Origin of the sequence: Curtobacterium sp. LFS079 (genome assembly GCF_047977865.1) — a bacterium.
Lineage (GTDB): Bacteria > Actinomycetota > Actinomycetes > Actinomycetales > Micrococcaceae > Arthrobacter.
On sequence record NZ_JBFPFO010000003.1, the window covers coordinates 1 to 26,477 of the forward strand.

General features: G+C 67.0%; 24 protein-coding genes and 1 rRNA gene. 15 read left to right on the forward strand and 10 right to left on the reverse strand.

The genetic code is table 11. The features are described 5' to 3' along the window. Positions 1 to 110 (forward strand): 5S ribosomal RNA (rrf, locus tag ACNQPB_RS06015); the annotation flags it as partial. 116 nt (positions 111 to 226) lie between these two features. On the opposite strand, the gene ACNQPB_RS06020 is transcribed toward rrf, so the two are convergent. Both ACNQPB_RS06020 and ACNQPB_RS06025 read right to left on the reverse strand, forming a co-directional pair. Beyond that, entirely contained in the window at positions 227 to 1,060 is an 834-nt protein-coding gene (locus tag ACNQPB_RS06020; RefSeq protein ID WP_498749977.1) for an alpha/beta fold hydrolase, read from the reverse strand. 62 nt (positions 1,061 to 1,122) lie between these two features. After that, positions 1,123 to 1,977: an alpha/beta fold hydrolase gene (locus tag ACNQPB_RS06025; RefSeq protein ID WP_498749979.1), complete on the reverse strand. Its 855-nt coding sequence runs from the start codon at positions 1,975 to 1,977 to the stop codon at positions 1,123 to 1,125. An 81-nt stretch (positions 1,978 to 2,058) separates the two neighbouring features. Here ACNQPB_RS06025 and lysS point away from each other — a divergent pair, with 81 nt between their 5' ends. The 9 genes from lysS (at position 2,059) to dhaM (ending at position 12,708) form a co-directional block, all read left to right on the forward strand. Next, complete coding sequence (gene lysS, locus ACNQPB_RS06030; protein WP_498749980.1) at positions 2,059 to 3,576, forward strand: lysine--tRNA ligase; 1,518 nt, start codon at positions 2,059 to 2,061, stop codon at positions 3,574 to 3,576. 2 nt (positions 3,577 to 3,578) lie between these two features. Beyond that, positions 3,579 to 3,755, forward strand: a complete 177-nt coding sequence (locus tag ACNQPB_RS06035; protein ID WP_498749982.1) for a hypothetical protein — start codon at positions 3,579 to 3,581, stop codon at positions 3,753 to 3,755. 125 nt (positions 3,756 to 3,880) lie between these two features. After that, positions 3,881 to 4,207 carry a histone-like nucleoid-structuring protein Lsr2 gene (locus tag ACNQPB_RS06040; protein WP_498749984.1) on the forward strand — a complete coding sequence of 109 codons (327 nt, stop codon included), beginning with the start codon at positions 3,881 to 3,883 and terminating at the stop codon, positions 4,205 to 4,207. A gap of 294 nt (positions 4,208 to 4,501) precedes the next feature. After that, on the forward strand, positions 4,502 to 6,994 hold the full coding sequence (locus ACNQPB_RS06045; protein ID WP_498749986.1) for an ATP-dependent Clp protease ATP-binding subunit: 2,493 nt from the start codon (positions 4,502 to 4,504) through the stop codon (positions 6,992 to 6,994). A gap of 174 nt (positions 6,995 to 7,168) precedes the next feature. After that, entirely contained in the window at positions 7,169 to 9,271 is a 2,103-nt protein-coding gene (locus ACNQPB_RS06050; RefSeq protein WP_498749987.1) for a S9 family peptidase, read from the forward strand. 143 nt (positions 9,272 to 9,414) lie between these two features. Continuing rightward, positions 9,415 to 9,924 (forward strand): amino-acid N-acetyltransferase, encoded by a 510-nt coding sequence (locus ACNQPB_RS06055; protein ID WP_498749989.1) that lies wholly within the window; start codon positions 9,415 to 9,417, stop codon positions 9,922 to 9,924. Positions 9,925 to 10,346: 422 nt separating this feature from the next. Continuing rightward, positions 10,347 to 11,348, forward strand: coding sequence for a dihydroxyacetone kinase subunit DhaK (dhaK, locus tag ACNQPB_RS06060; RefSeq protein WP_498749990.1), 1,002 nt, complete (start codon positions 10,347 to 10,349; stop codon positions 11,346 to 11,348). Between the two features lie 2 nt (positions 11,349 to 11,350). Beyond that, positions 11,351 to 12,001, forward strand: a complete 651-nt coding sequence (gene dhaL / locus ACNQPB_RS06065; RefSeq protein ID WP_498749992.1) for a dihydroxyacetone kinase subunit DhaL — start codon at positions 11,351 to 11,353, stop codon at positions 11,999 to 12,001. Beyond that, positions 11,998 to 12,708 carry a dihydroxyacetone kinase phosphoryl donor subunit DhaM gene (gene dhaM, locus ACNQPB_RS06070; protein WP_498749993.1) on the forward strand — a complete coding sequence of 237 codons (711 nt, stop codon included), beginning with the start codon at positions 11,998 to 12,000 and terminating at the stop codon, positions 12,706 to 12,708. The genes dhaL and dhaM overlap by 4 nt, the downstream gene beginning before the upstream one ends. Before the next feature lie 12 nt (positions 12,709 to 12,720). On the opposite strand, the gene ACNQPB_RS06075 is transcribed toward dhaM, so the two are convergent. The 3 genes from ACNQPB_RS06075 to ACNQPB_RS06085 form a co-directional block, all read right to left on the reverse strand. After that, positions 12,721 to 13,212, reverse strand: a complete 492-nt coding sequence (locus ACNQPB_RS06075) for a hypothetical protein (protein WP_498749995.1) — start codon at positions 13,210 to 13,212, stop codon at positions 12,721 to 12,723. 89 nt (positions 13,213 to 13,301) lie between these two features. After that, on the reverse strand, positions 13,302 to 13,733 hold the full coding sequence (locus ACNQPB_RS06080; RefSeq protein ID WP_498749997.1) for a DUF3592 domain-containing protein: 432 nt from the start codon (positions 13,731 to 13,733) through the stop codon (positions 13,302 to 13,304). Positions 13,734 to 13,759: 26 nt separating this feature from the next. Next, positions 13,760 to 14,878: an A/G-specific adenine glycosylase gene (locus ACNQPB_RS06085; protein WP_498749999.1), complete on the reverse strand. Its 1,119-nt coding sequence runs from the start codon at positions 14,876 to 14,878 to the stop codon at positions 13,760 to 13,762. Between the two features lie 284 nt (positions 14,879 to 15,162). Here ACNQPB_RS06085 and ACNQPB_RS06090 point away from each other — a divergent pair, with 284 nt between their 5' ends. Next, the gene (locus tag ACNQPB_RS06090) at positions 15,163 to 15,963 is read left to right on the forward strand and encodes a hypothetical protein (RefSeq protein ID WP_498750001.1); all 801 of its coding nucleotides are present in this window, start codon (positions 15,163 to 15,165) and stop codon (positions 15,961 to 15,963) included. A gap of 83 nt (positions 15,964 to 16,046) precedes the next feature. On the opposite strand, the gene disA is transcribed toward ACNQPB_RS06090, so the two are convergent. The 4 genes from disA to ACNQPB_RS06110 form a co-directional block, all read right to left on the reverse strand. After that, a complete protein-coding gene (disA, locus tag ACNQPB_RS06095) occupies positions 16,047 to 17,123 on the reverse strand; it encodes a DNA integrity scanning diadenylate cyclase DisA (RefSeq protein WP_498750003.1) in 1,077 nt (358 codons plus the stop codon). A gap of 256 nt (positions 17,124 to 17,379) precedes the next feature. Then, positions 17,380 to 18,021, reverse strand: coding sequence for a Pr6Pr family membrane protein (locus ACNQPB_RS06100; protein ID WP_498750004.1), 642 nt, complete (start codon positions 18,019 to 18,021; stop codon positions 17,380 to 17,382). Between the two features lie 103 nt (positions 18,022 to 18,124). Beyond that, complete coding sequence (gene radA / locus ACNQPB_RS06105; protein ID WP_498750005.1) at positions 18,125 to 19,498, reverse strand: DNA repair protein RadA; 1,374 nt, start codon at positions 19,496 to 19,498, stop codon at positions 18,125 to 18,127. Between the two features lie 38 nt (positions 19,499 to 19,536). Next, the gene (locus ACNQPB_RS06110) at positions 19,537 to 20,664 is read right to left on the reverse strand and encodes an FUSC family protein (RefSeq protein ID WP_498750007.1); all 1,128 of its coding nucleotides are present in this window, start codon (positions 20,662 to 20,664) and stop codon (positions 19,537 to 19,539) included. Between the two features lie 210 nt (positions 20,665 to 20,874). On the opposite strand from ACNQPB_RS06110, the gene pstS reads away from it, so the two are divergent. The 4 genes from pstS to pstB all read left to right on the forward strand — a co-directional run bounded on the left by pstS (position 20,875) and on the right by pstB (position 24,998). After that, complete coding sequence (gene pstS, locus ACNQPB_RS06115) at positions 20,875 to 21,993, forward strand: phosphate ABC transporter substrate-binding protein PstS (RefSeq protein WP_498750009.1); 1,119 nt, start codon at positions 20,875 to 20,877, stop codon at positions 21,991 to 21,993. Positions 21,994 to 22,127: 134 nt separating this feature from the next. Next, complete coding sequence (gene pstC, locus ACNQPB_RS06120) at positions 22,128 to 23,060, forward strand: phosphate ABC transporter permease subunit PstC (RefSeq protein WP_498750011.1); 933 nt, start codon at positions 22,128 to 22,130, stop codon at positions 23,058 to 23,060. Beyond that, positions 23,061 to 24,170 carry a phosphate ABC transporter permease PstA gene (gene pstA, locus ACNQPB_RS06125; protein ID WP_498750012.1) on the forward strand — a complete coding sequence of 370 codons (1,110 nt, stop codon included), beginning with the start codon at positions 23,061 to 23,063 and terminating at the stop codon, positions 24,168 to 24,170. Positions 24,171 to 24,218: 48 nt separating this feature from the next. Next, a complete protein-coding gene (gene pstB, locus ACNQPB_RS06130) occupies positions 24,219 to 24,998 on the forward strand; it encodes a phosphate ABC transporter ATP-binding protein PstB (RefSeq protein WP_498750014.1) in 780 nt (259 codons plus the stop codon). Positions 24,999 to 25,064: 66 nt separating this feature from the next. On the opposite strand, the gene ACNQPB_RS06135 is transcribed toward pstB, so the two are convergent. Then, positions 25,065 to 26,462, reverse strand: a complete 1,398-nt coding sequence (locus ACNQPB_RS06135; protein WP_498750016.1) for a glycoside hydrolase family 32 protein — start codon at positions 26,460 to 26,462, stop codon at positions 25,065 to 25,067. Positions 26,463 to 26,477 lie beyond the last annotated feature (15 nt).

Here is a 26,477-nt window from a genome sequence, read left to right on the forward strand (position 1 = left end):
GTCATAGCGTGGGGGAAACGCCCGGTCCCATTCCGAACCCGGAAGCTAAGACCCACAGCGCCGATGGTACTGCACCCGGGAGGGTGTGGGAGAGTAGGACACCGCCGGACAACCATTACAGGTCGAGGCCCCCGGAAGGAACCCCCAACAAGGGCTCCCCCCCGGGGGCCTCCCACATTTAAGCAATAAGACGCCCCGGCGCCTTGCGCCTTCTGCGGCCCCGGGCCTAGCCGGCGTAGAACGCAGCGAGCTCAGAGATGAGCCTGTCCGGCGCCCGGTTGGCGCCGTCGTGCCCGTAGCCGGGAAGGATCGTGTAGCTGGAGCCGGACAGGACGTCGTGGATCTGGCCGCAGGCAACACCGAAGTAGGCGGGGCTCTTTTCGCCAACCACGATCAGGGTCTCGAGCGGAAGCTCGAGGAAGGGCTCGGCGGGCATGTCGGCGGCGATGACGGCCTTGATTTCGCGGACCCCGGCCTGCATCAGTTCACGCATCTGCTTGCCCATGTGCGTGCCGGCCGTCAGCTTGTTGGCGAGGGTGAGCATGGAAAGCGGCATCCTCGAGAACGCTCCCTCGGTCTCCACGCCCTTCACCAGGACGGCGAGCCCGCGGTCGAAGTCTCCCGCCGCCGTCGCGCGTTCGTATTCGACTGTCCAGTCGGCCTTGACGCTGTGGTTGACGGAAACTGCGGGGTCGTACACGGCCAGCCGTTCCACCGGCAGCGTCCGCGCTGCGTGCAGCGCCACCGCACCGCCGAAGCTGTGTCCGAAGACGTCCGTGCTTCCGGTGTGTTTCATGACGGCCGCCAGGTCCCGGATGTCGACGTCGAGGGTGTAGTCCTCCGGCTGCGGCGACGAGCCACCCCGTCCGCGGCGGTTGAACGTGTGCACCGGCCGGCCGAGCGCCGCGCTGAGCTTCTGCGCGAACTTCGTGTAGTCCGCGGCGGTCACCATTGATGCCGGCACGACGACGACGCCGTTGCCTTTGGAGCTTGCTTCTCCACCGGTGGTGAAGACCTCGAGGCTCGCTCCGTCAGGGGTGGTGATCTTCTCGCTCGTCATGGCTTGAGCCTAACGGAGCTACCTGAACGCTGACAGTACGCAACGCTTCCGCCGCTTCGGACCTATGCCTTGAAGTAGCCTGCGATGTCCGTGACGAGTTCCTTCACTGCGGCCGGCACCGAACCATGGACGCATTTCGGCGAGACTTTGAGCGCGCTTCCGGGAACCGCCGCATGCAGGCGTGTGGCGGTGACCTTGTAGTAGTCGGGACTCTTCGCGCCCACCAGGAAGCAGGTGCCGGCCGGCAGCCCGGAGAAGTCGGCGGCGCTGAGCGGCTCTTCCATGGCGGCCTTCAGTTCGCCGACGGCGGTGGGCATGAGTTCGCGGAACAACCGGCCGGTTCCGGTCCGGGAAATGACGGTCATCAGGGCCGCAAGCACCGGTTCCGGGACGCGCGCGAGTGCGCTGCCCGGGGCCAGCCCCTTCTTTGCCCTGGCCATGGCCCGGCCGGGCTGGCCCGCGTTGACCGCTTCTTCGAAGCCGGAAAGCCAGGAACTGTCGATGCTTCCGCCGATGTTCACGGCGGCGTCGTAAACGGCCAGCTTCGCGGCCTCGTGTGCCGTGCCGGCGAACTCCGCTGCGGCGTTCAGCACCACCGATCCGCCGAGGCTGTGCCCGAAAATGCTCCGGCCCCCGGTGGCATCCAGCACGGTGCGGACGTCCGCGATTTCCGTGGCCATCGAATACCCGGGCGGCTGCTCGCTTGATTGCCCCCGGCCGCGTCTGTCGTAGACGTCCACGGCCCATTCATTGCCCAGACCGGCTGCCAGCGCCATCGCGAACGGGCGGTAGATCAAGGCCGTCAGGAAGGCGCCGCCGACCACCAGGACCCGCCGCTCCGGAGGTGCTTCGGCGGGGCCGTAGCTGTAGAGAGCCAGCCGTCCGCCGTCGTCAGTCTCCAAGGTGCGTTCGTCCATTTGGGACAGTCTAGATGCCGGTCGGCTCCGCGCGGGCGGGACCGCGGGGCGAGGTCCCTGACTCCGCTAGAATTAAGCCTTGTGACTTCAGAAAACACCCCCTCCGCAGAGCCCGCAGACGCCAGCGAACAGATGCGCATCCGCATGGAAAAGCGCAACAAGCTGATCGAGCGCGGCGGCGAAGCCTACCCGGTGGGTGTTGAGCGGACCCATTCGCTCGCGGAGGTCCGGGAAAAGTACGGGCACCTGCAGGCCGACGAAACCACGGGGGACACCGTGGGGATCACCGGGCGCGTGGTGTTCATCCGCAACACCGGCAAGCTGTGCTTTGCTACGCTCCAGGAAGGCGGTGTGGACGGCAAGGGTGTCCGTCTCCAGGCGATGCTGAGCCTGGCCAACATCGGCGAGGAAGGCCTGGCGGATTGGAAGGCCCTGGTGGATCTCGGCGACCACGTCTTCATCAAGGGCGAAGTCATCTCTTCCCGCCGTGGTGAGCTCTCCGTCATGGCCGATTCCTGGTCCATGGCCTCCAAGTCCCTGCGCCCGCTGCCCGTGCTGCACGCCGGACTGAACGAGGAAACCCGCGTCCGTCAGCGCTATGTGGACCTCATCGTCCGCGACGAAGCCCGCGAGATGGTCTACACCCGTGCGGCCATCACCCGCTCCGTCCGCGACACCCTGGACCGCCACGGCTACGTCGAGGTGGAGACTCCGATCCTGCAGCTGGTCCACGGCGGCGCCACCGCCCGCCCGTTCGAAACCCACATGAACGCTTTCGACCAGAAGATGACCCTGCGCATCGCCACGGAACTCTTCCTCAAGCGGGCCGTGGTGGGCGGCATCGACCGTGTCTACGACATGGGCCGCGTGTTCCGCAACGAGGGCGTCGACTCCACCCACAGCCCGGAGTTCACCACGCTCGAATGCTACGAAGCCTGGGCAGACCAGTTCGTCATGGCCGAGCGGATGAAGGAGATCATCCTCAACGTGGCCGACGTCGTGGGCACCCGCACCATCCAGACCGAGGCGGGCGAGATCAACCTCGACGGCGAATGGGCCTGGCTTGCCGTATACCCGGGCCTGTCCGAGGCCGTTGGCGTCGAAATCACGCCGGACACCCCGCTCGAGCGGCTCCTTGAGATCGGTGAGGCGCACGGCGTCAAGACTGATCCGCTGTGGACGCAGGAAAAGGCTGTCATCGAGTTGTTCGGCGAGATTGTCGAACCGACCCTGCTTAACCCGACGTTCGTCTACGACTACCCGCCCTCGGCGCAGCCGCTCGCGCGGCCGCACCGTGACAAGCCGCGCCTCATCGAGGCCTGGGACCTGATCATCGGGGGCATGGAGCGCGGCACCGCCTTCTCCGAGCTGATCGACCCCGTCATCCAGCGCGAACGCCTCACCGAGCAGTCCCGCCTTTCCGCTGAGGGCGACGACGAAGCAATGCAGCTCGACGAGGACTTCCTGCGGGCGCTTGAATACGGCGCGCCGCCCATGGGCGGAATCGGCCTCGGCATTGACCGCTTGGTGATGCTCTTCACGGGAGCCGGAATCCGCGAAACCATTCTGTTCCCCCTCCTCAAGCCCGAAGGCCACTGACCATGGAATACATCGCCGTCCTCGCACCCTCTGTTGTGGTGGGGCTGCTTTTCTGGTTTGCCATGAAGTCCATCTTCAACGCGGACAAAGCGGAACGGCAGGCCGAAGCGCGCGCCCAGCGCGAAGCCGCACTTGGAAATTCGGCATCTCCCGACGGCGGTCCGACTCCCGCTAAATAGCCCTTTCGGGCGGGGTATCCACAGAAATTGTTTATGTCTTTGACGTCCTGCGGCGCGCTGGACGATAATCTGTAATTAGCAGGACATAAATCTGCATCCCCCATCCCCCGAAGAGAGTCTTTTCAATGGCACAGAAAGTCAAAATCATCCTCGTTGACGACCTGGACGAGGGTGAGGCGGACGAAACGGTCCGCTTTGGCCTGGACGGCGTCAGCTATGAGATGGACCTGTCCACGGTAAACGCGTCCAAGCTGCGCGATGCCCTGGAGCCTTTTATCGCCAAAGCCCGTAAAACGTCTACCGGACGCGCCACACGGAACAGGGCTTCCGCGGGAAGGAACCAGGATTCGGCACAGATCCGTCAATGGGCGCGCGATAACGGATACACCGTAAACAGCCGCGGCCGGATCCAAGCCGAAATTCAGGAAGCCTACCAGAAGGCAAATTCCTAGGGAATCCACAGGATTCCGGTTTCTCCGGGTTCCAAGGTTCCAAAACGGGGCGAATTGCCGGTTTATCCGCCACTTCGAAAACCATGGGGGAATTCGAATTGTGCGGCCAGGCTGGCGGCGCTCACGATGGCGGCAGGTGCCGCCAGGGCATGCCGGCGTTCGATCCGACGTGCAGCGCAGGGCGCAGGGAAAGTATTCCCTGCGCCCTCCCTGTTTCCCCTGTGGCGAACACGCCCCAAAATCCTTGCCCCGGCACGTAGCATCAAAGTACGTCGTAGCTAGGAGTGTGGCGAAATGTTTGAGAGATTTACGGACCGTGCCCGTCGCGTTGTTGTGCTTGCCCAGGAAGAGGCACGCATGCTCAACCACAACTACATCGGTACCGAGCACATCCTCTTGGGTCTGATCCACGAGGGTGAAGGCGTTGCTGCCAAAGCGCTTGAGTCCCTGAGCATTTCGCTCGACGGCGTCCGGGAACAGGTCCAGGAGATCATCGGCCAGGGCCAGCAGGCGCCCTCCGGCCACATCCCCTTTACCCCGCGTGCCAAGAAGGTGCTGGAGCTCTCGCTGCGCGAAGCCCTGCAGCTCGGCCACAACTACATCGGAACCGAGCACATCCTGCTCGGCCTCATCCGTGAAGGTGAGGGCGTTGCAGCCCAGGTGCTGGTCAAGCTTGGCGCGGACCTGAACCGCGTCCGCCAGCAGGTCATCCAGCTGCTCTCCGGCTACCAGGGCAAGGAAGCAGCCGGCACCGGCGCGGGGCCGGGCCAGCCGGAAGGTACCCCGGCCGGCTCTGTTGTGCTGGACCAGTTCGGCCGCAACCTGACGCAGGCCGCCCGCGAGAACAAGCTCGATCCCGTGATCGGCCGCGAGCAGGAGATGGAACGCGTCATGCAGGTCCTCTCCCGCCGTACCAAGAACAACCCCGTGCTGATCGGTGAGCCCGGCGTCGGCAAGACGGCCGTCGTCGAAGGCCTCGCCCAGGCGATCGTCCGCGGCGATGTCCCGGAGACCATCAAGGACAAGCAGCTCTACACCCTGGACCTCGGGTCCCTCGTGGCCGGTTCCCGCTACCGCGGTGACTTCGAAGAGCGCCTGAAGAAGGTCCTCAAGGAAATCCGCACCCGCGGCGACATCATCCTGTTCATCGACGAGATCCACACGCTCGTCGGTGCCGGTGCTGCCGAGGGTGCCATCGACGCAGCCTCCATCCTAAAGCCGATGCTGGCCCGCGGTGAACTCCAGACCATTGGTGCCACGACGCTTGACGAATACCGCAAGCACATCGAGAAGGACGCCGCCCTGGAGCGCCGCTTCCAGCCGATCCAGGTCAAGGAGCCCTCGGTTGCGCACGCAATCGAGATCCTCAAGGGCCTGCGGGACCGCTACGAGGCGCACCACCGCGTAACCATCACCGACGGCGCCCTCGCCTCGGCCGCCCAGCTCGCCGAGCGCTACATCTCGGACCGCTTCCTGCCGGACAAGGCGATCGACCTGATCGATGAGGCCGGCGCCCGCCTGCGCATCCGCCGCATGACTGCTCCGCCGGAGCTGAAGGCAATGGACGAGCGCATCGCCGAGGTGAAGCTCGAGAAGGAATCGGCCATCGACGCCCAGGACTTCGAAGGTGCCGCTTCGCTGCGCGACAAGGAGCAGAAGCTCATCGCGGAGCGTGCCGAGAAGGAACGCAACTGGAAGTCCGGCGGCATGGACGACGTCTCGGAAGTGGACGAAGACCTCATCGCGGAAGTCCTGGCGAACTCCACGGGCATCCCGGTCTTCAAGCTCACCGAAGAAGAGTCCAGCCGCCTGCTCAAGATGGAAGAGGAACTGCACAAGCGCGTCGTCGGCCAGGACGAGGCCATCAAGGCCCTCTCCCAGGCGATCCGCCGCACACGTGCCGGCCTGAAGGACCCCAAGCGTCCGGGCGGTTCGTTCATCTTCGCCGGCCCCACCGGCGTCGGCAAGACCGAACTGGCCAAGGCGCTTGCGGAATTCCTGTTCGGTGAAGAGGACGCCCTCATCACTCTGGACATGTCCGAATACTCCGAGAAGCACACGGTTTCGCGGCTCTTCGGTGCGCCTCCGGGCTACGTGGGCTACGAAGAGGGCGGCCAGCTGACCGAGAAGGTCCGCCGTCGTCCGTTCTCCGTGGTGCTGTTCGATGAAGTGGAAAAGGCCCACGCGGACCTTTTCAACTCGCTGCTGCAGATCCTGGAAGACGGCCGCCTGACCGACTCCCAGGGCCGCGTGGTGGACTTCAAGAACACCGTGATCATCATGACCACGAACCTCGGTACCCGCGACATCTCCAAGAGCGTTGCCACCGGTTTCCAGTCCGGCACGGACACCCAGACGGGCTACATCCGCATGCGGGCCCGGGTTACTGAAGAGCTCAAGCAGCACTTCCGTCCCGAATTCCTGAACCGTGTGGATGACGTCGTGGTGTTCCCGCAGCTGACCCAGGAAGAGATCATCGAGATCGTGGACCTGTTCGTGACCCGCCTGGAGGCGCGTCTGAAGGACAAGGACATGGGCATCGAGCTGACCACTGCCGCCAAGGTCCTGCTGGCCACCCGCGGCTACGATCCCGCCATGGGCGCCCGGCCGCTGCGCCGGACCATCCAGCGCGAGATCGAGGACCAGCTCTCCGAAAAGATCCTCTTCGGCGAGCTGCACCAGGGCGACATCGTGGTGGTGGACGTGGAAGGCGAAGGCGACGACGCCAAGTTCACGTTCGCCGGCAACGCCAAGCCGCGCATCCCCGAGATCGCGCCGAGCGCCTAACCGCCGCGGCTTCGGCCGCCAAGCGTATAAGGACCCCCGTTCCTGGAACGGGGGTCCTTCGCGTTCCCCCGGACTTTCCGGCATCCGGGGATCCTATGAACTGTTTCTGAAAGTACTGTTTCACTCTTAGAGAACTCCCTGTGATCAGCGGCACAATCAGTGTTGAATCGGACCATGGACGCGAATCCCCCCGAGACCCCGGACGCACAGCCCGAAACCCCGTTCCACGATCTGGACCACTATCTGGCCATCCCGCGCGTGAGCGGCCTGGCCCTCAGCCCCGACGGCAGCCGCCTGGTCACCACAGTGGCCACCCTCAACGGCAAGGGCACCGAATACGTGACCGCCCTCTGGGAGCTCGATCCTGCCGGCACGAAGCATGCCCGGCGCATTACCCGCAGCGCCAAGGGCGAGGCGGGCGCAGCCTTCGCCGCAAATGGCGACCTCTACTTCACCTCCGCCCGGCCCGACCCCGACAGCCCTGACGCAGATCCGGTCGACGCCCTGTGGCTGCTGCCGGCTGACGGCGGCGAAGCCCGCGTCGCGCACTCGCGGGCCGGCGGAATCAGCGCCGTGTTGACAGCGAAGGACGCGGACGCGACCTTCGTGAAGGCCCCGGTCCTCGCCGGTTCAAGCGACGAAAAGGACGACGAGGAACGGCGCAAGAGCCGCAAGGACAACAAGGTCTCGGCGATCCTGCACAGCGGCTATCCCGTCCGGTACTGGGATGCCGACCTCGGTCCGTCCCAGCCGCGGCTCTTCGCCGTCGAAGCGGGGGAAAACGAGGGTCCAGGCAAGCCCGCGACGGTGGACGCCGCGCCGGCGCTGAAGCTCCGCAACCTGACCCCCGAGGCCGCAGGCCGCCTCAGGGATACCGAAGCGGTTGTCAGCCCGGACGGCGCAACAGTCTTCACCAGCCTCCAGCAGCCGCTCGCAAAGGCAGATTCCCGCTACGTCCTGGCCGCCGTCGACGTCGCCACGGGCGGCCTCAAGGTCATCCTGGACCGTGAGGGAATGAGCTACTTCCCGGGGCCGGTGAGTCCGGACGGCCGGACGCTCGCCGTCGTCAGCGAAAGCGACAGTACCCCGCTGCAGGCGCCGCGGGTGTCTCTTCACCTGCTCGACGTCGGAAGCGGCGCGGGCGCGGGGTTCCAGCCGCTGGCGCCGGAATGGGACCGCTGGGCGACGCCGGCCGCCTGGCTGCCCGACGGAAAGTCCCTCCTGGTGACCGCCGACGAGGACGGTGCGACGCCGGTCTTCCGCATCGACGTGGCGAGCGGTGCGGTCTCGCGGGTGACTCCCGACGCCGCGGCGTACACCGACGTCATGGTCTCGCCGGACGGGAACGCTGCGTATGCCCTGCGCAGTTCCTACGGCTTCCCCGCCGAAGCGGTCCGCATTGACCTGGCGAGCGGCGACGTCGTGCGGCTTCCCGCGCCGGCCGAAAGGCCCGCCGTCAAGGGCTCCCTTGAGCGGATCGAAACGACGGCGGCCGACGGCAGCCGGGTGCCCGCCTACCTGGCGCTGCCCGAAGGTGCTTCGGCCGAGAACCCGGCCCCGCTCCTGCTGTGGATCCACGGCGGCCCGCTCGGATCCTGGAATGCCTGGACCTGGCGCTGGAATCCGTGGCTGCTGGTCACGAAGGGCTACGCCGTGCTGCTGCCGGATCCTGCCCTTTCCACCGGCTACGGGCAGGACTACATCCAGCGAGGATGGGGCAGCTGGGGCAAAGCGCCGTTCGAGGACCTGATGGCCGTTACCGACGCGGCCGTGGCCCGTCCGGACATCGACGAAACCCGCACCGCGGCCATGGGCGGCTCCTTCGGCGGATACATGGCGAACTGGGTGGCCGGCCACACGGACCGCTTCAAAGCGATCGTGACGCACGCGAGCCTCTGGGCGCTGGACCAGTTCGGCCCCACCACGGACGCTTCACAGTACTGGCTCAAGGAAATGACCCCGGAGATGGCGCTGGAGAATTCCCCGCACCTGCACCTGGGGAACATTTCCACCCCCATGCTCGTGATCCATGGTGACAAGGACTACCGGGTTCCGATCGGCGAAGGGTTGCGGCTCTGGTACGAGCTGCTGTCCGGCTCGCAGCTGCCTGCCGGTGAAAACGGGGAGACGCAGCACCGCTTCCTGTACTTCCCGGACGAGAACCACTGGGTGCTCCAGCCGCAGCATGCCAAGGTCTGGTACGGCGTGGTGGAACACTTCCTTGCCAAGCAGGTCCTGGGCAAGGAGCTCGCGCTGCCGGAGGACCTGGGCCTGTAGGCCCGATTTGAAAGCTTGTCTTGGCGGCTGTGGGGACGGCTGCCGGGACATGGCCGGGCGGGGAGGCCCGGCCGACATGGGAGGCCTGGCCGGCACGGGGACGTGCCGGCCAGGCCGGGGTCCGCGGGACATAGGATGGGGCTGTGACTCCAACGTTCAGCATCCGCCCAGCCCGCACCGGCGATGTCGCCGCGATCAAGAAGCTGGTGGCGCCGCTGGCGGCGCAGCGGATCCTGATGGCCAAGGAAACGGTGGCGTACTACGAGAGCCTGCAGGAGTTCCGGATCGCTGAGTCGTCCGACGGCGAGATCATTGGCTGCGGGGCCCTACACGTGATGTGGGAGGACCTGGCCGAGGTCCGCACGCTCGCGGCTGCCGCCGACTGGCGCGGCAGGGGAGTGGGGCACGTGTTGGTGCAGCAGCTCCTGGAAGACGCCAAGGCGCTGGGGGTTTCCCGGGTGTTCTGCCTGACCTTCGAAGTGGACTTCTTCAAGCGGCATGGCTTCGAGGTCATGGCCGACCAGTCGGCCGTGGATCCCGAGGTCTACTCGGAGCTCCTGCGCTCGCACGACGAAGGCGTTGCCGAGTTCCTGGACCTGGCCCGGGTCAAACCCAACACCTTGGGGAACACCCGCATGATCAAGTCCCTCTAAGCGCCTCCGGCCCGGACCGCGGGTGCCCGCGGCAGGTCCTGGGCCAGGTCCCCTTGCATATATCTACTTGATGGATAAACTAGCTGGGGCCCACCACCCCCGGGCCGCCGGTCTGTGGAGGCGAACCATGACTTACCATGTTGTGTTCCCCGATTTCTCAGGATTCCAAATGGAGATCCCGGGAGCCGTTCCGTCTGCGGAGCAGCGCCGGCGAGGGGGCAGCGCCAAGGCGGAGGGCCTGGAGTCCTGGCCCGATGCGCCGGGGAAGGATCGCTCGTTACCGGACGAGGAAAACGGATGACCAAAGGCGGCCGGGGGTACGTCAGCAGGCCGCAAACCGCGGCCCTGGGCCGGACCTACCGCGGCTGCCGGACGGGTAGTAGGGTCAAAGCAAGCTACCCGATTCGTTCCAGGAGCAAGCCGTGAAAAAGCTCATCAACGATCCACGCGCGGTGGTGGACGAATCCCTCGAAGGCTTCGGCCTGGCCCATGCGGACATTCTGGACGTCCACGCCAATCCGGCATTTGTCATCCGCAAAGGTGCCCCGGTGGCAGGCAAAGTGGCGCTGGTCTCGGGTGGCGGAAGCGGGCACGAACCCCTGCACACCGGATTCGTCGGGCACGGGATGCTCGACGCCGCGGTGCCCGGTGCCGTGTTCACCTCGCCCACACCGGACCAGATCATCCCGGCGACCGAAGCGGTGGACTCGGGTGCCGGCGTCGTGCACATCGTGAAGAACTACACCGGCGACGTCCTGAACTTCGAAACCGCCGCCGAACTCTCGCAGGCCGAAGGCATCAGCGTCCGCACGGTCCTGGTTGACGACGACGTCGCCGTGGAGGACTCCCTGTACACGGCGGGCCGGCGCGGCGTTGGCGGTACCGTGCTCGTGGAAAAGATCGCAGGTGCCGCCGCCGTCCGGGGTGACACCCTCGACGCCGTCACGGGCGTCGCGGAAACGGTGGCCCGCAACGTGCGCACCATGGGTGTGGCACTTTCGGGCTGCATCGTGCCGCATGCCGGAGTGCCGAGCTTCGAACTCGCCGACGACGAGATCGAGATCGGCATCGGCATCCACGGCGAACCGGGCCGCCACCGGATCCCCATGGAGGGCGCCGACGGCATCACTTCCAGGCTGCTGGAACCGGTGGTGGAGGACCTGGGCCTCGGCAAGGGGGAGAGGGCGCTGCTTTTCGTCAACGGCATGGGCGGGACACCGCTCAGTGAGCTTTACATCGTGTACCGCCGGGCCGCCCGGCTGCTGGAAGAGAAGGGAATCACCGTGGAGAGGTCCCTCGTGGGCAACTACGTCACCTCCCTCGAGATGCAGGGCTGCTCCATCTCCGTGCTGAGGCTCGATGACGAACTCGTTGAACTGTGGGATGCCCCGGTGCACACTGCTGCCCTCCGTTGGGGGATGTGACCGTGGGGCTGGGAGTCGACTGGGCCATTGCATGGCTGCAGCTGTCCGCACGCAAGATGTCCGAACACCGTGTGGAGCTCATCGAACTTGACCGGGCAATCGGCGATTCGGACCACGGCGAGAACATGGACCGCGGCTTCCAGGCCGTGCTGGAGAAAATCGCCGAGGCTGCTCCGGACACGCCCGGAGCAGCCCTGAAGCTCGCTGCCATGGCCCTGATGTCCAAGGTGGGCGGTGCGGCCGGCCCGCTCTACGGCACCGCATACCTGCGGGCTTCCACGGCTTTGGGCACGCTGGAAGACCTTGACGCCGCCGCGCTCGCCGCCGCCCTTGAAGCCGCCCGGGACGGGATCGTGGCACGCGGCAAGGCCGAGCCCGGTGACAAGACCATGGTGGACGCCTGGACCCCGGCAGTGGAGGCGGCCAATGAGGCCGCGGCCCTCGGCGCGGACGCCGTTGCCGTCCTTGCCGCCGCCGCGGAAGCCGCGGAGGTAGGGGCCGTGACCACGGATCCGCTTGTGGCCAGGAAGGGCCGCGCAAGCTACCTCGGCGAACGCAGCGCCGGGCACCGTGATCCCGGAGCCGCTTCCACCGCGCTCCTGTTGCGGGCCGCGGCAACAGCGGCCGGTTTCCCCGATGGGGAGCCCGCGTGACCGTTGCCTTGGTGGTGGTTTCGCACAGTGCCAAGATCGCCGAAGGGGCTGTTGAACTTGCCGGGCAGATGGCCCCGGACGTCCGCCTCTTCGCCGCCGGCGGAACCGACGACGGCAGGATCGGCACCAGCTTCGAACTCATCCAGGCCGCCGTCGAATCGGCACTGGAAACTGCTGCGGGCGCCGGTGTTGTGGTGCTGACGGACCTCGGCTCGGCGGTGATGACGGCGGAAGCGGTGGTGGAATTCTGCAGCGCCCCGCAGGACGTGTTCCTGGCCGACGGCCCCTTGGTGGAGGGGCTCGTCGCGGCGGCGGTAGCTGCCCAGGGCGGAGCCGACGCGCCCGCCGTGAAGGCGGCCGTCGCTGCGGTGCGGTTCAGCAACGACGGCGGCAGCACCGGCGTCGGGAGTCCCGACGGCGGAGCCCACCCGGGCGGACTGCCCGCGGCGCCGCAGGAAAGCGGCGAGTTCGTACTGGTCAATGCCGCCGGGATCCACGCCCGGCCCGCGGCCCGGATCGCCGGCGGCCTGGCCGGCCTGGATGCCGAGGTGACGGTCAACGGCGTCGACGGCACCTCAGTGATGGAACTGATGGCCCTGGCGGTTGGCCGGGGCGGCACGCTCACGGTGCAAGCGCGGGGCAAGGACGCGGCAAAAGCAGTGGCCTACGTGCGGCGCCTGGTGGAGGACGGCTTCGGGGAGAAGTAGCCCGGCCGGATGTCAGGGTGCCTGTTTGAGTCCGGTGGCGTCCAGCACCAGGTTGGCGGTGATGACCGTTGCGCATTTCTCGCCGAAGGGCTTGAGGCTCTTGGGCGTGAAGTCGAGGGTGCGGACCGGAAGCGGCCTGCCGGTGGATGCGGTGCCGGTGACCTTTGCGCTGATCGGGGAGGCCGTGAGGACCCCCATGTCCAGGAGGCCGTACATGGTGCCGTCCGGGGTCATCGTTGCCGAACAGGTTCCCTCCGGGCCGGTGCTGCACGCCTGCGGGACCGACCTCGTGCCGGGGAGCAGTTTCAGGTCGGCCTCCTTGCACTTGCCGTCCTGGCAGGCCCGCAGATGCACGCCCTGTACGGTCGGCACATAGTCCTTCGCGATGGTCAGGCCCACCACAGGCGCCATGGCGATGGCCGGGCACGGCGCCGCTTCAGGATGGCATCCGGAGCCAAGCAACGCCGTCGTGCATAAAGCCGCGGCCGCCCATAACTTGCGCATACCTCAGGGTAGGACCGGCGTACGCGTGCGGGACCGGCCCGCATGGAAGCTTGCCGACATCGTTATGGTGCCGCCCAGTGCGGTAACGCTCAGCCGATCGGGAAGATGCCGATGAACCAAAACGAGACCACCGCGAAGACTGCGAAGAACGCAATGGCGCAGCCGATGCCCACTTTCTCCTTGGTGGACTGGTGGAACGACTCGTGGGGGTTGGCCGGGTTCACCGCCACCTCGATGTACGAGCCGGGGGCCGGGACCTCCGCCGAAGGAACGTCCGAGGTGCCGTTGAAGACCTCACCGCCCGGCCCGCTGAACTGGTACGTGGGGAAGAAGCGCCGGGACGGATCGGAACCGCCGGCCCTGCCGGACCAGCCCGCCGTGCTCCCGGTGACCACTGCCTGGACCCTTGGCCAGCCGGCGGTACGCGCTTCCTGCCGCTTCGCCTTCCGGGCCGTGTGCACCAAGGCGGCGATCGCGCCGATCTGGAACAGAGCCCAGACAATGTAGATCACGGTCTTCACGTTCGTCTCTCCCCTGTGAGTGGTGGTCAGGCGGGCAGCCGGTAGTCGCCGTCGTGCAGTTCCGCCAGGCCGTCGCGGACCAGCCCGTCCAGGGCCCGCTCGAGCTGTTCGGGGGCGGAGTTGAGGCGGTGCAGTGCGGCCAGGGGAACCGCGGTTCCTTCGGCGGCGAAGCCGAGGTCGGCCGGTGCCCGTTCGAAAAGTCCGCGCGCCACCGGCGCCTCCGCAACGCGGAGCACGGCCATCACGGCGCCCCGGAGTTGCCGGTCCGTGCCGTGCCAGGCCTGGCCCTTGGGAACGTACGACGGCGGCGGCTCGCCTGCCGCGAGCCAGGCGCATCCGTCACGGACGGGGCAGTCGGAGCATTTGGGGGAGCGGGCGGTGCACACCAGCGCACCCAGTTCCATGACCGAGGCGTTCCAGCGCACGGACAGCGATGTGTCCTCCGGCATGAGGGCTTCGGCCAGGCGCATTTCCGCGGCGGTGAGCGACGGCGCAGGAAGGGCCGTTCCGGACACCAGCCGGGCGTGGACACGCCGGATGTTGGTGTCGAGCACCGTTTCGCGTCCGCCGAATGCGAACGCCGCAACGGCCGCAGCCGTGTAGTCGCCGACGCCGGGAAGGCCAAGCAGGCCCTCGTACGTTCCGGGCACCTTGCCGCCGTGCTCTTCGACAATCGCGACGGCGGCCGCGTGCAGGCGCAGCGCACGCCGGGGGTAGCCCAGCCGGCCCCAGTGGCGCACGGCTTCGCCGGAGGCCTCCCGGGCGAGGTCAGCAGGTTCCGGCCAGCGTTCCATCCAGTCCAGCCATACCGGAAGGACCCGCACCACGGGGGTCTGCTGGAGCATGATTTCACTGACCAGCACGCCCCAGGGACTGCAAGCGGGTTCGCGCCACGGCAGCTCCCGGGCGTTTGCGGTGAACCAACGGTCCAGCTCCTGGTGGAGGGCGTCGAGCCGCGCTGCTTCGAGCTGGTGGGACGGGGCCTGCTGTTTGCCGGCCGGCCGGGATTGCGCGCGCCGCGACGTTCGCGCGGTCCGCGCGGGGGTGGCGGGCTTCGTGGCCGAGGAGGGTGTGGTGGCTGCGCCGGAGGGTGTGGCGGCCGAGGGCCCGGTGCCGGACGGTTCCGTGGCTGCTGGCGATGACATTGGGGACCCTTTGCTGCGGCTGCTTGCTGTCGCGGCCGCGCGGCCGCCGATTCCTGCCCTCCACTGTAGCCGAGCCTGCGTTCCGCGGACCGTGGCATGACGGCCGGCTGGGATTGATCCTGCAGATCAGGCGGGGTGTGGTGTTCAAACCCCGCCGGATCTGCGGGACCAATTGCGGAGGCGGCGCATGGAGGGCGCAACATGAGGGAGCTCATACTGCCGGACGCCCGCGGTCGCGGCGTGGTGTGGCCGAATCCAGGGCTGGCGTTGCCTAGCCTAGTCATATGGTCACCAAGGGCAATCCACCGTCAAACGCGCGCGGAACACGCGCGCCAGGCAATGGTGCCCGGACCCAGGCCTCAGCCGGCCCCAAATCGGGAGGCCGCGGCAACGCTTCGAGCGGCGGCGGAAAGCCCCGAAGCGGAACGTCCCAGCGTCCGGCATCCCAACGCCCGGCGTCCCAGCGCAACCGCCGCAGGCCGAGCCCGGCTGTGTACCGCCGCCGTCGCCTGGTTGTTTTCATTGCATTGCTGGTGGTCCTGGGTCTGGTGACCGCCGGTGCTGTGGCAATCGCGTCGTCCTTCGCCGGAAAGGCCGACCCCGCCCCGGAGGCCGCCAACAGCCCGCAGCCGCAGGACAGCCAAAGCATGCCGTCACCCAGCGCCTCGGGTGCTGCGACCCCTTCCGCCAAGGCAACCCCGGTGTGCGACTTGAATTTGGTAACCGTCGCCGCCAGCACCGACGCTGGATCCTACGCCGCCGGCCAGAACCCGGTGCTGGGGCTGAAGGTCACCAACGGTGGCGCCACGCCGTGCCAGGTCAACGTGGGAACCTCGCAGATGGAGTTCCAGGTGACCAGCGGCCCGGACAGGATCTTCTCCTCCCGGGATTGCCAGGCCACCAGCGAGGACCTGGTGAAAACCATCCTGCCGGGCAAGAGCGAGACCGCGAACTTCGTCTGGCAGCGCAACCGCACCACGGAAGGCTGCAGCGTGGTGAACGCCAAGCCCGGTGCGGGCACCTACGTGTTCACGGCGTCGCTGGGCAACAAGGTCAGTCCGAAGGCTGTCTTCCAGCTGCGGTGACCCCGGGGATCCACATCGATTGCTCCATGGTTGTCGTTTTGAACGCTCAAAACGACACTTGCGGAGCAGCCGATGGATGCCTTCTAGAGGAAACGGTCCAGGAGGCTCGCCTCGGCCATCCGGCTGAGGCCTTCGCGGACGGTCCGGGCGCGCTGGTCGCCGATGCCGTCCACGGTCATGAGGTCTTCGATGGTGGCGGCCATGAGGTTCTGGAGTCCGCCGAAATGCTCCACCAGACGGTCAGCCACAGCCTTCGGAACCGACTTGAGCCCCGCAAGGAGGCGGTATCCGTGCGGCTGCACACCGGCGTCGAGCACATCCATCCCGCCGGCAAAGCCGATGATGCTGGAGATCCTGCCCAAGTCGATCAGCTCCGTCGGGCCGAGATCCATGAGCGCCTGCACAGCGGCGTCGATGTCCTCGGGGGAGGCGGCGTCGCCGGCATAATCGCGGATGATGACGTCGTTGCCGGGGCCACGGCCCATGGTGAGCTCTTCCAGCTGCAGGGAGAGGAGGCGTCCGTCCTCGCCGAGTTCGAGCACGTACTGGGCGATTTCCTCGGCGATCCGGCGCACCATCTCCTGGCGCTGCAGCGTCACTGCGACGTCGCGGACCGTCACCATGGCTTCGATTTCCAGCGCCGAAAGTGAACTGGTGACCTGGTCGAGGCGTGCGCTGTAGCGTTCGAGCGTGGCCAGGGCCTGGTTGGCGCGCGCGAGTACCTTCTCCGAGCCCTCCAGCACGTGCCGCAGCCCGTTCACGTACAGGGCGATGATCTGCATGGACTGGCTGACCGAGATGACGGGCACGCCGGTCTGGATGGCGACGCGCTCCGCGGTTCGGTGCCGGGTGCCCGACTCCTGGGTTTCGATGCTGGAATCGGGGACCAGCTGGACGGCTGCGCGGACGATGTTGCTCGCATCCTTGTCGCAGACGATGGCGCCGTCCATCTTCGCTAGTTCCCGGAGCCGCGTCGGGGAGAACTCGATGCCGATTTCGAAGCCGCCCGAACAGATGGAATCGATGGTGCGGTCCGAGCCCAGGACGATCAGGGCGCCGGTGCGTCCGCGCAGGATGCGCTCGAGCCCGTCCCGCAACGCGGTGCCGGGGGCGACTCTTGCCAAGGTCGCCTTGAGCGATTCCTCGGGACTCCGGGCCATGGGTGTTCCCTTCGAAGGTGAAAGCAAGGCCCGCAACCGGGCCGGCATCAGTGCCGGCGATGTTCAGGAAAAGTGCCCCGGCAGCGGCTAGCACCATGATAGATCCTCGCGGACCCCTTAACCGCACAGGCAAGCCTCAAAGTGGGTCATTCCTCCGCTGCCCGAAGGGGGTAGGAAACGGGCTTTCGGGCATCTCCGCGGAGGGCCGTTTGGGCGGGTCAGGCTGCTTCGATGAGGACGGCGCCGCGCAGCCGGCTCAGTAGTCCGCCTGGCGCTCGAGCTTGTTGCCGAGGCGGAGCATCGCGAGGCTGACCAGCAGGAAGCCGACAGCGATGCCCACCGCGAACAGGGCAACCCCGCCCCAGCCGCCGGCACGCGCAGGATCGATGAACCAGTAGGGGTACCAGTCCACGAACGAACCGCGGATCAGGCTGTAGACGAGGTAGGCGATCGGGTAGACGAGCCAGTACCAGAGATGCCGGACCGTCATGGTGGTGCGCGGGGGCTGGAACAGCCAGTCGGCCACCATCACCACCGGAATCAGGTAGTGCACCACGAAGTTCACCCAAGGAACCATCGAGCCGAGGTCCTGGCCGGTAAGCAAAGCGCCGAAGACGATGCCCACAATGGCCATCGCGATGGTGGCCGTTCCGCGGGTGGTTTCATCCAGTTCGCTGGGCTGTTTACGGACCAGCAAGCGATACCCGCTGACCAACAGCACAACTGCGGCGAAGAGATTGGACAGGTTGGTGAAGTAGCTGAAGAAGTTCCACACGTCGTACCGCAGGCTGATGTGTACTGCCAGCTGCGTGCCGACGGCGACGAGGGTCAAGAGGCCGAAGAAGAAGCGTCCCCCAATAAGCACCGTTCTTTTGGTCAGTGCCGTTCTTTTGGTCATGGGACCACTCTTCCGCACCGCCGTGCGTTGCCGCCCCGCGACACCCCGCGCTCGGGTTGCCCCGCGCCGGCCGGCGTTATCCGGCGGCGTCGGGGATGAAGACTCAGCTGATCAGCAGCTCAAGCGCTTCGGCCACATGGGCCACCTCCCGCACGGAGAACCCCTCCGGGACCGGGCCCGGACCGTTGGGGCTGGCGGGAACAACCGCATGCGTGAAGCCCAGGCGCTGGGCCTCGTGGATGCGCTGGTTGATGCCGGGAACCGGGCGCACTTCACCGGCCAGGCCCACCTCGCCGAAGGCAATTAGCCTTTGGGGGAGTGCCTTCCGGGATTTCGCGGAGGCCACGGCCAGGGCGACGGCGAGGTCCGTGGCCGGTTCACTGAGCTTCACGCCGCCCACGGTGGCCACATAGGAGTCGTCCTTGTGCAGCACGCAGCCGGCCCTCTGCTGCAGCACGGCCAGCAGCATCGAGACACGTGAGCTGTCCAGGCCGCTGGTGGCCCGGCGGGGCTGGGAGTTGGCGCTTTCGGCCAGCAGCGACTGCACTTCGGCCAGTAGCGGCCGGCGGCCCTCCATGGTCACGGTGATGCAGGTGCCGGAAACCGGTTCGCGGGTGCGGGAGACGAAGAGGCCGCTCGGATCGGCAAGCCCCTCGATTCCGGTCTCGTTGAGGTCGAAGCAGCCGACGTCGTCCGTGGCGCCGTAGCGGTTCTTGACCGCCCGGAGCAGCCGCAGCCGGGAATGGCGCTCGCCTTCGAACTGGCACACGACGTCCACCAGGTGCTCCAGCAGGCGCGGACCGGCGATGGAGCCGTCTTTCGTCACGTGGCCCACGAGCAAGGTGGTCATGTTGCGGCGCTTGGCGGCGGAGATGATCGAGGCGGCTACTTCGCGGACCTGGGAAACACCGCCGGCGCTGCCCTCCACCTCGGCGCTGCTGAGCGTCTGCACCGAGTCGACGATGAGCAGCTTGGGTTCGAGCTTCTCGACCTGCCCAAGCGCCTGGCCGAGGTCCGTTTCCGCGGAGAGGTAGAGGGTGTCCGCGATGGCGCTGATCCGTTCGGCGCGCAGTTTCACCTGCGCGGCGGATTCCTCGCCGGTGACGTACAGGACGTCCTGGCCCGTGCGGGCGAATTTGGCTGCGACATCCAGCAGCAGCGTGGACTTCCCGACGCCGGGCTCCCCGGCCAGCAGGATCACCGCGCCCGGAACCAGCCCGCCGCCCAGCACCCGGTCCAGTTCGTCGACGCCGGTAGGCAGGAAAGCCGCCGTCGTACCGTCCACTTCGGCAATCCGGCGCGCGGGCTCCAAAACGGTTGCCGCCGCCGTCGTACGCGCCACCGTGGCACCGGATTCCTCAACGGTTCCCCACGCCTGGCACTCGCCGCAGCGGCCCACCCACTTGACGGTGGTCCAGCCGCATTCGGCGCATTTGAACGCGGGGGCCTTGGAGGCGCGGGAGGTCTTGGTAGCCATGCGTACAAGGCTAGTGGAGGGGTGCGACAGGAAAGCCGCTACAACGGCGGCAGGGCGTCCCGGGCCTCGGCGTGTTCCATGCCGGCGGCCTCGAGCAGGTCCACCATGAGCGGCCGGAAAAGCATCACCACGGTTTCGCCCTCGAGCCGCTCGACGCTCAGCAGCTTCGGGTGCAGGCGGGTGGCGATGTCCGCGAGGTCCTGCCTGGCGACACGCAGGTGGGCCCGGCGGGCGCCGTCGTGCACTTCCGCGAGGCCCAGCGACAGCTCATCCACCGCGGCCGCGGTGTCCCGCAGCACCCCGGAGATGCTGTCCGTGGCCTCGTCCGTGAGCGCGGTGTGGTTGATCGCGCTGGTGAGCCGCCGGGCGAACACCCGGCTGTTGCGCAGGGCGAGGTCGATCGAGTCCAGCGAGGTTTCCATCGCGTTCAGTTCATCGCGGTGCTTGCGGTACGCGGGCGCCAGCGTGGCCACCTCGCCCGCGGCGCGCAGCGACTGGCGCATCCGGTCCACCAGGGGCTGGCAATTACGGCCACGGACTAGGGCATGCCAGGCGATGGTGGAGTCGCTGTCGATCATGGCGTCCGCGCATTCCCGCAGCACCTCCGCGAGCTCGTGCAGGAGTTTTCGCACGTCCTGCCGCGGCTCCACGCGCGGATCCTTCGGCATCAGCACCGTGACCAGCAGCGCGAAGACGCCCCCGACGACGGCGTCAAGGCTGCGGGTGAACGGGCCTCCCGGCGGGGCCGGGAGCAGCACGACCAGCAGGGATTGCAGGCCCAGCTGGGTGGTGAAGATGGTGCCGCTGTCCAGGAACCGGGCAAGCAGGATCGAGAAAAGCAGCACGACGGCGGCCTGCCACACTCCGGAGCCGAGCCAGTGCACCAGCAGATCGCCCACGACGATGCCCAGGGTGCAGCCCAGGCCCACCTCCATCACCCGGCGCAGGCGGGGATCGCGCGAGAAACCCAGGGCGATCAGGGAGGACGTGGCTGCGAAGAGCGGGCCGGTGTGGCCGAGGACCCGTTCGGCGAAGGCGTAGGCGCCCACGGCACAGACCGTCATCTGGACGGCGGGCACCACCGACTTCCGGGTCCGGGTGATGCCCGTGCGAAGCCGCGTCCGAAGGAATTTCGAGGTGGCTGAGAGTCCGGGCGGGGCGTCCATGCCTCAAGTCTATTCAGGGACAAACGCGCAAGGGTGGCGCCGCATTTGTAAGGGAATGGTCTGCTTCCGTTCACCCGCCGTTCACCTTGGACCGCCGATCCCGTTACCTAGGCCTCTTACCGTCGATCAAGGTACAAAACGAGTACGAATCTCCCAACAGCCGACCCTCCTCGGCACGCATCTGAGAATCCCTGGAAGGGGTACATCAAAGTGAAGGCAACTCGCTTCGGCCGCAACGCGGCAATCGCGGTCATCGCAGCTGGCGCCCTGGCGCTCACGGCTTGCGGTTCCGACAACGCAACCGGCTCCCCGGCAAGCAGCCAGGCCGCTGCCGGCACCAAAGTCACCGGCACTCTGACGGGTGTTGGTTCCACCGCGCAGGGCGCGGCCATGGACGCCTGGAAGAGCGGCTTCGCAGCTGCCAACCAGGGCGCCACCGTACAGTACTCCCCGGACGGTTCCGGCGCAGGCCGCAAGGCCATCCTGGACGGTTCGGCCCAGTTCGCCGGTTCCGACGCGTACCTCAAGGACGCAGAACTCGCCACTTCCAAGGCCAAGTGCGGCCCCGAAGGCGCCATCGACATCCCGGTCTACATTTCCCCGATCGCCGTGGCCTTCAACCTGCCCGACATCAAGGAACTGAAGCTCGACGCCGCCACCGTCGCCAAGATCTTCCGCGGCCAGATCGCCAAGTGGAACGACCCCGCAATCGCCGCCCTGAACCCGGACGCGAAGCTCCCGGACCTCAAGGTCACCCCCGTGAACCGCTCTGACGACTCCGGTACCACCAAGAACTTCACCGACTACCTCGCCTCCGCTGCTGCGGACGTCTGGACCGACAAAGCCGACGGCGTGTGGCCGGCTTCCCTGAAGGGCGAGAACGCCAAGGGCACCTCCGGCGTCGTCAAGACCGTCACCGACACCCCCGGTGCCGTGACCTACGCTGACGACTCCGCAGTCTCCGGCAAGCTGGGCACCGCCCAGATCAAGGTCGGCAGCGAGTTCGTGAAGATCTCCCCTGAGGCCGCCGCCAAGGCCGTCGAGATCAGCAAGCCGGCCGAAGGCCGCCCCGCCAACGACTTCGCCATCAAGCTGGACCGCAAGACCACCGAAGCCGGCGTCTACCCGGTTGTCCTGGTTTCCTACCACGTCGTCTGCACCACCTACGACAAGAAGGAAACCGTGGACCTCGTCAAGGCCTTCGAGAGCTACGTAGTCTCCGACGAAGGCCAGAAAGCCGCCGCAGACGCCGCCAAGTCCGCTCCGCTGACCAAGGCGCTGCAGGAGAAGGCCAAGGCCGCCATCGAGTCCATCAAGGTCAAGTCCTAAGGACCCGCTCCGGCCGCCGGCACCGCGGTGCCGCCGGCTTGGAACACCGTAGTTCCCTGTCCCGCCGAAGATGGCACACCATCCCGGCGGGGCGGGGAACTTGGCCATTTCCGCACTGATTGCTGAAGGTAGACGTGACCACCAACTCCCTGACCACTCCCCAGGGCGCCGGGCGCGCCGGGGACAAGGTCTTCTCCGGGGCCGCCATGACCGCGGGATGCCTCATCCTCGCCGTCCTGTTCGGCGTCGCACTCTTCCTGGTTGTCCAGGCCATCCCGGCTTTCGTGGCCCCGGCAGCCGACATCCAGGGCGGCCAGGGCTTCGCCGCCTACATCTGGCCGATCGTCCTGGGCACGCTGATCGCGGCCCTGATCGCCCTCGTGATCGCCACCCCTGTGGCGATCGGCGTGGCGCTGTTCATCTCGCACTACGCCCCGCGCCGCCTCGCCTCGGGCCTGGGCTACGTGGTGGACCTCCTTGCCGCCATCCCCTCGGTTGTCTACGGCGCCTGGGGTGCGGCCTTCCTGGCCAGGGAAATTGCTCCGGCCTACGACTGGCTGGCCGACAACCTGGGCTGGCTGCCGATCTTCCAAGGACCGGCGTCCGCCACCGGCAAGACCATCCTGACCGCCGGCATCGTCCTGTCCGTCATGGTGCTGCCGATCATCACCTCCCTGAGCCGCGAAATCTTCCTGCAGACCCCCAAGCTGCACGAGGAAGCCGCGCTCGCCCTCGGAGCGACCCGCTGGGAAATGATCAAGATGGCCGTGCTGCCGTTCGGGCGCCCCGGCATCATCAGCGCCGTCATGCTGGGCCTGGGCCGCGCCCTCGGCGAAACCATGGCCGTGGCCCTGGTGCTCTCCTCCGGTGTGCTGACCGCCAGCCTGATCCAGAGCGGCAACCAGACCATCGCCGCTGAAATCGCCCTCAACTTCCCCGAAGCCAGCGGCCTGAAGGTCAATACCCTCATCGCTGCAGGCCTGGTGCTGTTCGTTATCACCCTGGGCGTGAACATGGTGGCGCGCTGGATCATCACCAAGCACAAAGAATTCTCGGGAGCGAACTAAATGACCCTCACAGCCCCCGTAACCCGGAAACGCTCCGCCCTTACCAAAGGCCAGCTGCCCGCGTACGCACCCTATGTGGTCCTCGCCGCCGCCCTGGTGCTTGGCGCCGCCATCCTTGCCCTGATCGGCTTCAACGTCTTCAGCTGGGGCGTGGTTTCCGCGATCCTGTTCACCGTGGGCCTCGTGTCCTGGAGCGGCGTGGTTGAAGGCGCCCGCAAAGCCAAGGACAAGCTGGCAACCTGCCTGGTGGTCGGCGCGTTCCTGGTTGCCCTGCTCCCGCTGGTTTCGGTGATCTGGACCGTGCTGGTCAACGGCATCCCCGGCATCATCACCCCGGGCTTCCTGGGGACCTCCATGAACGGCGTCACCGGCACTTTCGACAACAAGAGCGTCGACGAGGGCACCAAGGTGCTCGGCGGCGTGTACCACGCCCTGATCGGCACCGTGGAGATCACTTTGCTGGCCACGGTCATTTCGGTGCCGGTTGGCCTGCTCACCGCGATCTACCTGGTGGAATACGGCAACGACCGTCCCCTGGCCCGTGCCATCACTTTCTTCGTGGACGTCATGACCGGCATCCCCTCGATCGTTGCGGGCCTTTTCGCCGCCGCGTTCTTCTTCGCCGTCGTCGGGCCGGGCACCAAGACAGGTGCCGTCGCCGCCGTCGCGCTTTCGGTGCTGATGATCCCGGTGGTGGTCCGCTCCAGCGAGGAGATGCTCAAGATCGTCCCGAACGAACTGCGCGAGGCGTCCTACGCGCTGGGCGTGCGGAAGTGGCGGACCATCCTGAAGGTGGTCATCCCGACGGCGATCTCCGGCATCGCGTCCGGCGTCACCCTTGCGATCGCCCGCGTGATCGGGGAAACCGCGCCGATCCTGGTCACCGCAGGTTTCGCCACCACCATCAACAACAACGTCTTCGGCGGCTGGATGGCCTCGCTGCCCACGTTCATCTACACGCAGATCCTCAACCCGACCTCGCCCTCCAACCCCGGTCCCTCGGACCAGCGGGCCTGGGGCGCGGCCTTGGTGCTGATCATCCTGGTGATGCTGCTGAACCTCGCAGCCCGGCTGATCGCACGGATCTTCGCCCCCAAGGCCGGCCGATGACTGCCTGGCCGCACCACATTCTTCCCACCACAGCATTGAAGGAACACCATGTCTAAGCGGATCGACGTCAAGGACCTGAACGTCTACTACGGCAACTTCCTGGCCGTCGAAGGCGTCAACATCAACATCGAGGCGAAGTCGGTCACCGCCTTCATCGGCCCGTCCGGCTGCGGCAAGTCCACCTTCCTGCGCACCCTGAACCGCATGCACGAGGTCCTTCCGGGCGCCCGCGTGGAGGGCGAGGTACTGCTCGATGGCGACAACCTCTACGGCCCCGGCGTGGACCCGGTGACCGTGCGCACGCAGGTGGGCATGGTCTTCCAGCGGCCCAATCCCTTCCCCACGATGTCCATCCGCGACAACGTACTGGCCGGCGTGAAGCTGAACAGCAAGAAGATCTCCAAGGGCGAGGCTGATGCCCTGGTGGAGAAGTCGCTGCTTGGCGCCAACCTCTGGAACGAGGTCAAGGACCGCTTGGAGAAGCCCGGTTCGGGCCTGTCCGGCGGCCAGCAGCAGCGTCTCTGCATCGCCCGCGCCATCGCGGTGGAGCCCCAGGTCATCCTCATGGACGAGCCCTGCTCCGCCCTGGACCCCATCTCCACCCTGGCCGTCGAGGACCTCATCAACGAGCTCAAGGACCAGTACACCGTGGTGATCGTGACCCACAACATGCAGCAGGCCGCCCGTGTTTCGGACAAGACGGCGTTCTTCAACATCGCCGGCACCGGCAAGCCCGGCAAGCTGATCGAGTTCGCGGACACCACCACGATCTTCAACAACCCCGCCCGGAAGGCCACGGAAGACTACGTCTCCGGCCGCTTCGGGTGACAGGCTCAACAGCCCCTTAAGCCCGACGGCGGGCGGCACCTTGGGGGTGCCGCCCGCCGTCGTTTTTCATGTTCTGCTTGGGCTGACTGTGGTGCCCAGCAGGTCTGGCAGGGAAGTGCGCGCCAGAAGCGGCATTTCCCCTCCCGACGCCCGGCCGCAGATGGTCATTAGCCGCGGTTCGGCCGCAGAACCGCGCACTGCCAGCGTCACAGGGGCGTCCAAGATGGGCAACGGAACGGCCATGATGCCTTCCGGGCAGGAGAGTTCCACGACGCCGGCGTCCACGATGAGGCGCAGCTCGTCGCCTTCCGCGAGGGGGAAGGCGACGCCGGTGAAGTCGGTATTCCCGGGAGCCGTGACCCGGGTTTCATTCCCGTCGTGGCTGATCCTGAGCAATGTTCCTTCGAGCGCTTCCAGGCTGATGACCGTGCCGGAGACGGCCGTGCAGCGCAGGTCTGCGCCCTCTGCCAGGACGGTTTCGAAGACTGCGTCTCCCGTTTGCTCAAGCCGGGCCGGCGTCGAGTACTTGCCGAGGTCCGTGTGCGGGACGGCCACCAGGGTGTCGCCGTCGAGGGAAAGCGTGTGCGGGACGCTGAGGGCGCTGGCCCACTGACCGCTGCCCGTCTCATCTGCGGGGCTGATCACGCCGCGCACCCAGAAAATCAACGACGGCGCCCCGTCCTTGTCGCGGAAGAAGGACGGCGCGTAGTAGCTCTTGCCGTAACTGAGCCGGCCCCAGGCCCGGGCCTCGAACTTCCCGTCGGTGTAGCCGCCCACGCCGTAGGCCACGTAGTGCAGCACGTCGTCTTCCCAGATCGAGGTGACCAGGACGTGGGACCCGTCGATCTCGAACAACTGCGGGCATTCCCACATCGTTCCGGTCCAGACAGGGTCCTTTTCGCTGCCGGGCCGACGGGCCGCGATGCCGTCCAGCGTCCATTCGGCGAGATCCGCGGAACTGTAGGAGATCGCGGCGGCGGTTCCGCCGTCGAGCCCTGCCCCGACAAACATCCGCCACTGTCCGCCGTCGCGGAAGACGAAGGGGTCCCGGTAGGCGATAACGTCCGCACCGGGGGCGGTCATGAGCTTGCCGCCCTTGGTCCAGCTGTCCCAGCTGTCGTCGTCGGGGCTTGCGGTACGGACCGTGCCGATGCCGATGCCCGGCTCGGTCACTGAGGTGTAGAACATGGTGGCCTTGCCCCCGGAATCGGTGACGATCGAGCCGGACCAGACGCCGTCGTCGCCGTTGCCGGGGGCTACGGCGACGCCCTGCTCTGTCCAGGCAATCATGTCGGGGGAGGTGGCGTGGCCCCAGTGGCAGTTGGAGGCCCAGCTGGTCCGGCCGGGGACGTACTGGTAGAAGAGGTGGTACGTGCCGTCCTTCCAGGTGAGGCCGAGGGGGTCGTTGATCCAGCCGCTGTTTGCCGTGAAGTGGAAGGCAGGGCGGGGAGTGGGGGAAGTCATGCTGATCCGTTCGTC

Excerpts from the sequence above, each read along its gene's own strand:
- ACNQPB_RS06090 (WP_498750001.1), top strand. The coding sequence starts at position 15,163 with ATGGTCACCAAGGGCAATCCACCGTCAAACGCGCGCGGAACACGCGCG.
- radA (WP_498750005.1), bottom strand. The coding sequence starts at position 19,498 with ATGGCTACCAAGACCTCCCGCGCCTCCAAGGCCCCCGCGTTCAAATGC.
- ACNQPB_RS06040 (WP_498749984.1), top strand. The coding sequence starts at position 3,881 with ATGGCACAGAAAGTCAAAATCATCCTCGTTGACGACCTGGACGAGGGT.
- ACNQPB_RS06135 (WP_498750016.1), bottom strand. The coding sequence starts at position 26,462 with ATGACTTCCCCCACTCCCCGCCCTGCCTTCCACTTCACGGCAAACAGC.
- ACNQPB_RS06025 (WP_498749979.1), bottom strand. The coding sequence starts at position 1,977 with ATGGACGAACGCACCTTGGAGACTGACGACGGCGGACGGCTGGCTCTC.
- pstB (WP_498750014.1), top strand. The coding sequence starts at position 24,219 with ATGTCTAAGCGGATCGACGTCAAGGACCTGAACGTCTACTACGGCAAC.
- pstA (WP_498750012.1), top strand. The coding sequence starts at position 23,061 with ATGACCCTCACAGCCCCCGTAACCCGGAAACGCTCCGCCCTTACCAAA.
- ACNQPB_RS06100 (WP_498750004.1), bottom strand. The coding sequence starts at position 18,021 with ATGACCAAAAGAACGGCACTGACCAAAAGAACGGTGCTTATTGGGGGA.
- ACNQPB_RS06020 (WP_498749977.1), bottom strand. The coding sequence starts at position 1,060 with ATGACGAGCGAGAAGATCACCACCCCTGACGGAGCGAGCCTCGAGGTC.
- ACNQPB_RS06035 (WP_498749982.1), top strand. The coding sequence starts at position 3,579 with ATGGAATACATCGCCGTCCTCGCACCCTCTGTTGTGGTGGGGCTGCTT.
- ACNQPB_RS06085 (WP_498749999.1), bottom strand. The coding sequence starts at position 14,878 with ATGTCATCGCCAGCAGCCACGGAACCGTCCGGCACCGGGCCCTCGGCC.
- ACNQPB_RS06110 (WP_498750007.1), bottom strand. The coding sequence starts at position 20,664 with ATGGACGCCCCGCCCGGACTCTCAGCCACCTCGAAATTCCTTCGGACG.
- ACNQPB_RS06045 (WP_498749986.1), top strand. The coding sequence starts at position 4,502 with ATGTTTGAGAGATTTACGGACCGTGCCCGTCGCGTTGTTGTGCTTGCC.
- ACNQPB_RS06075 (WP_498749995.1), bottom strand. The coding sequence starts at position 13,212 with ATGCGCAAGTTATGGGCGGCCGCGGCTTTATGCACGACGGCGTTGCTT.
- ACNQPB_RS06050 (WP_498749987.1), top strand. The coding sequence starts at position 7,169 with ATGGACGCGAATCCCCCCGAGACCCCGGACGCACAGCCCGAAACCCCG.
- disA (WP_498750003.1), bottom strand. The coding sequence starts at position 17,123 with ATGGCCCGGAGTCCCGAGGAATCGCTCAAGGCGACCTTGGCAAGAGTC.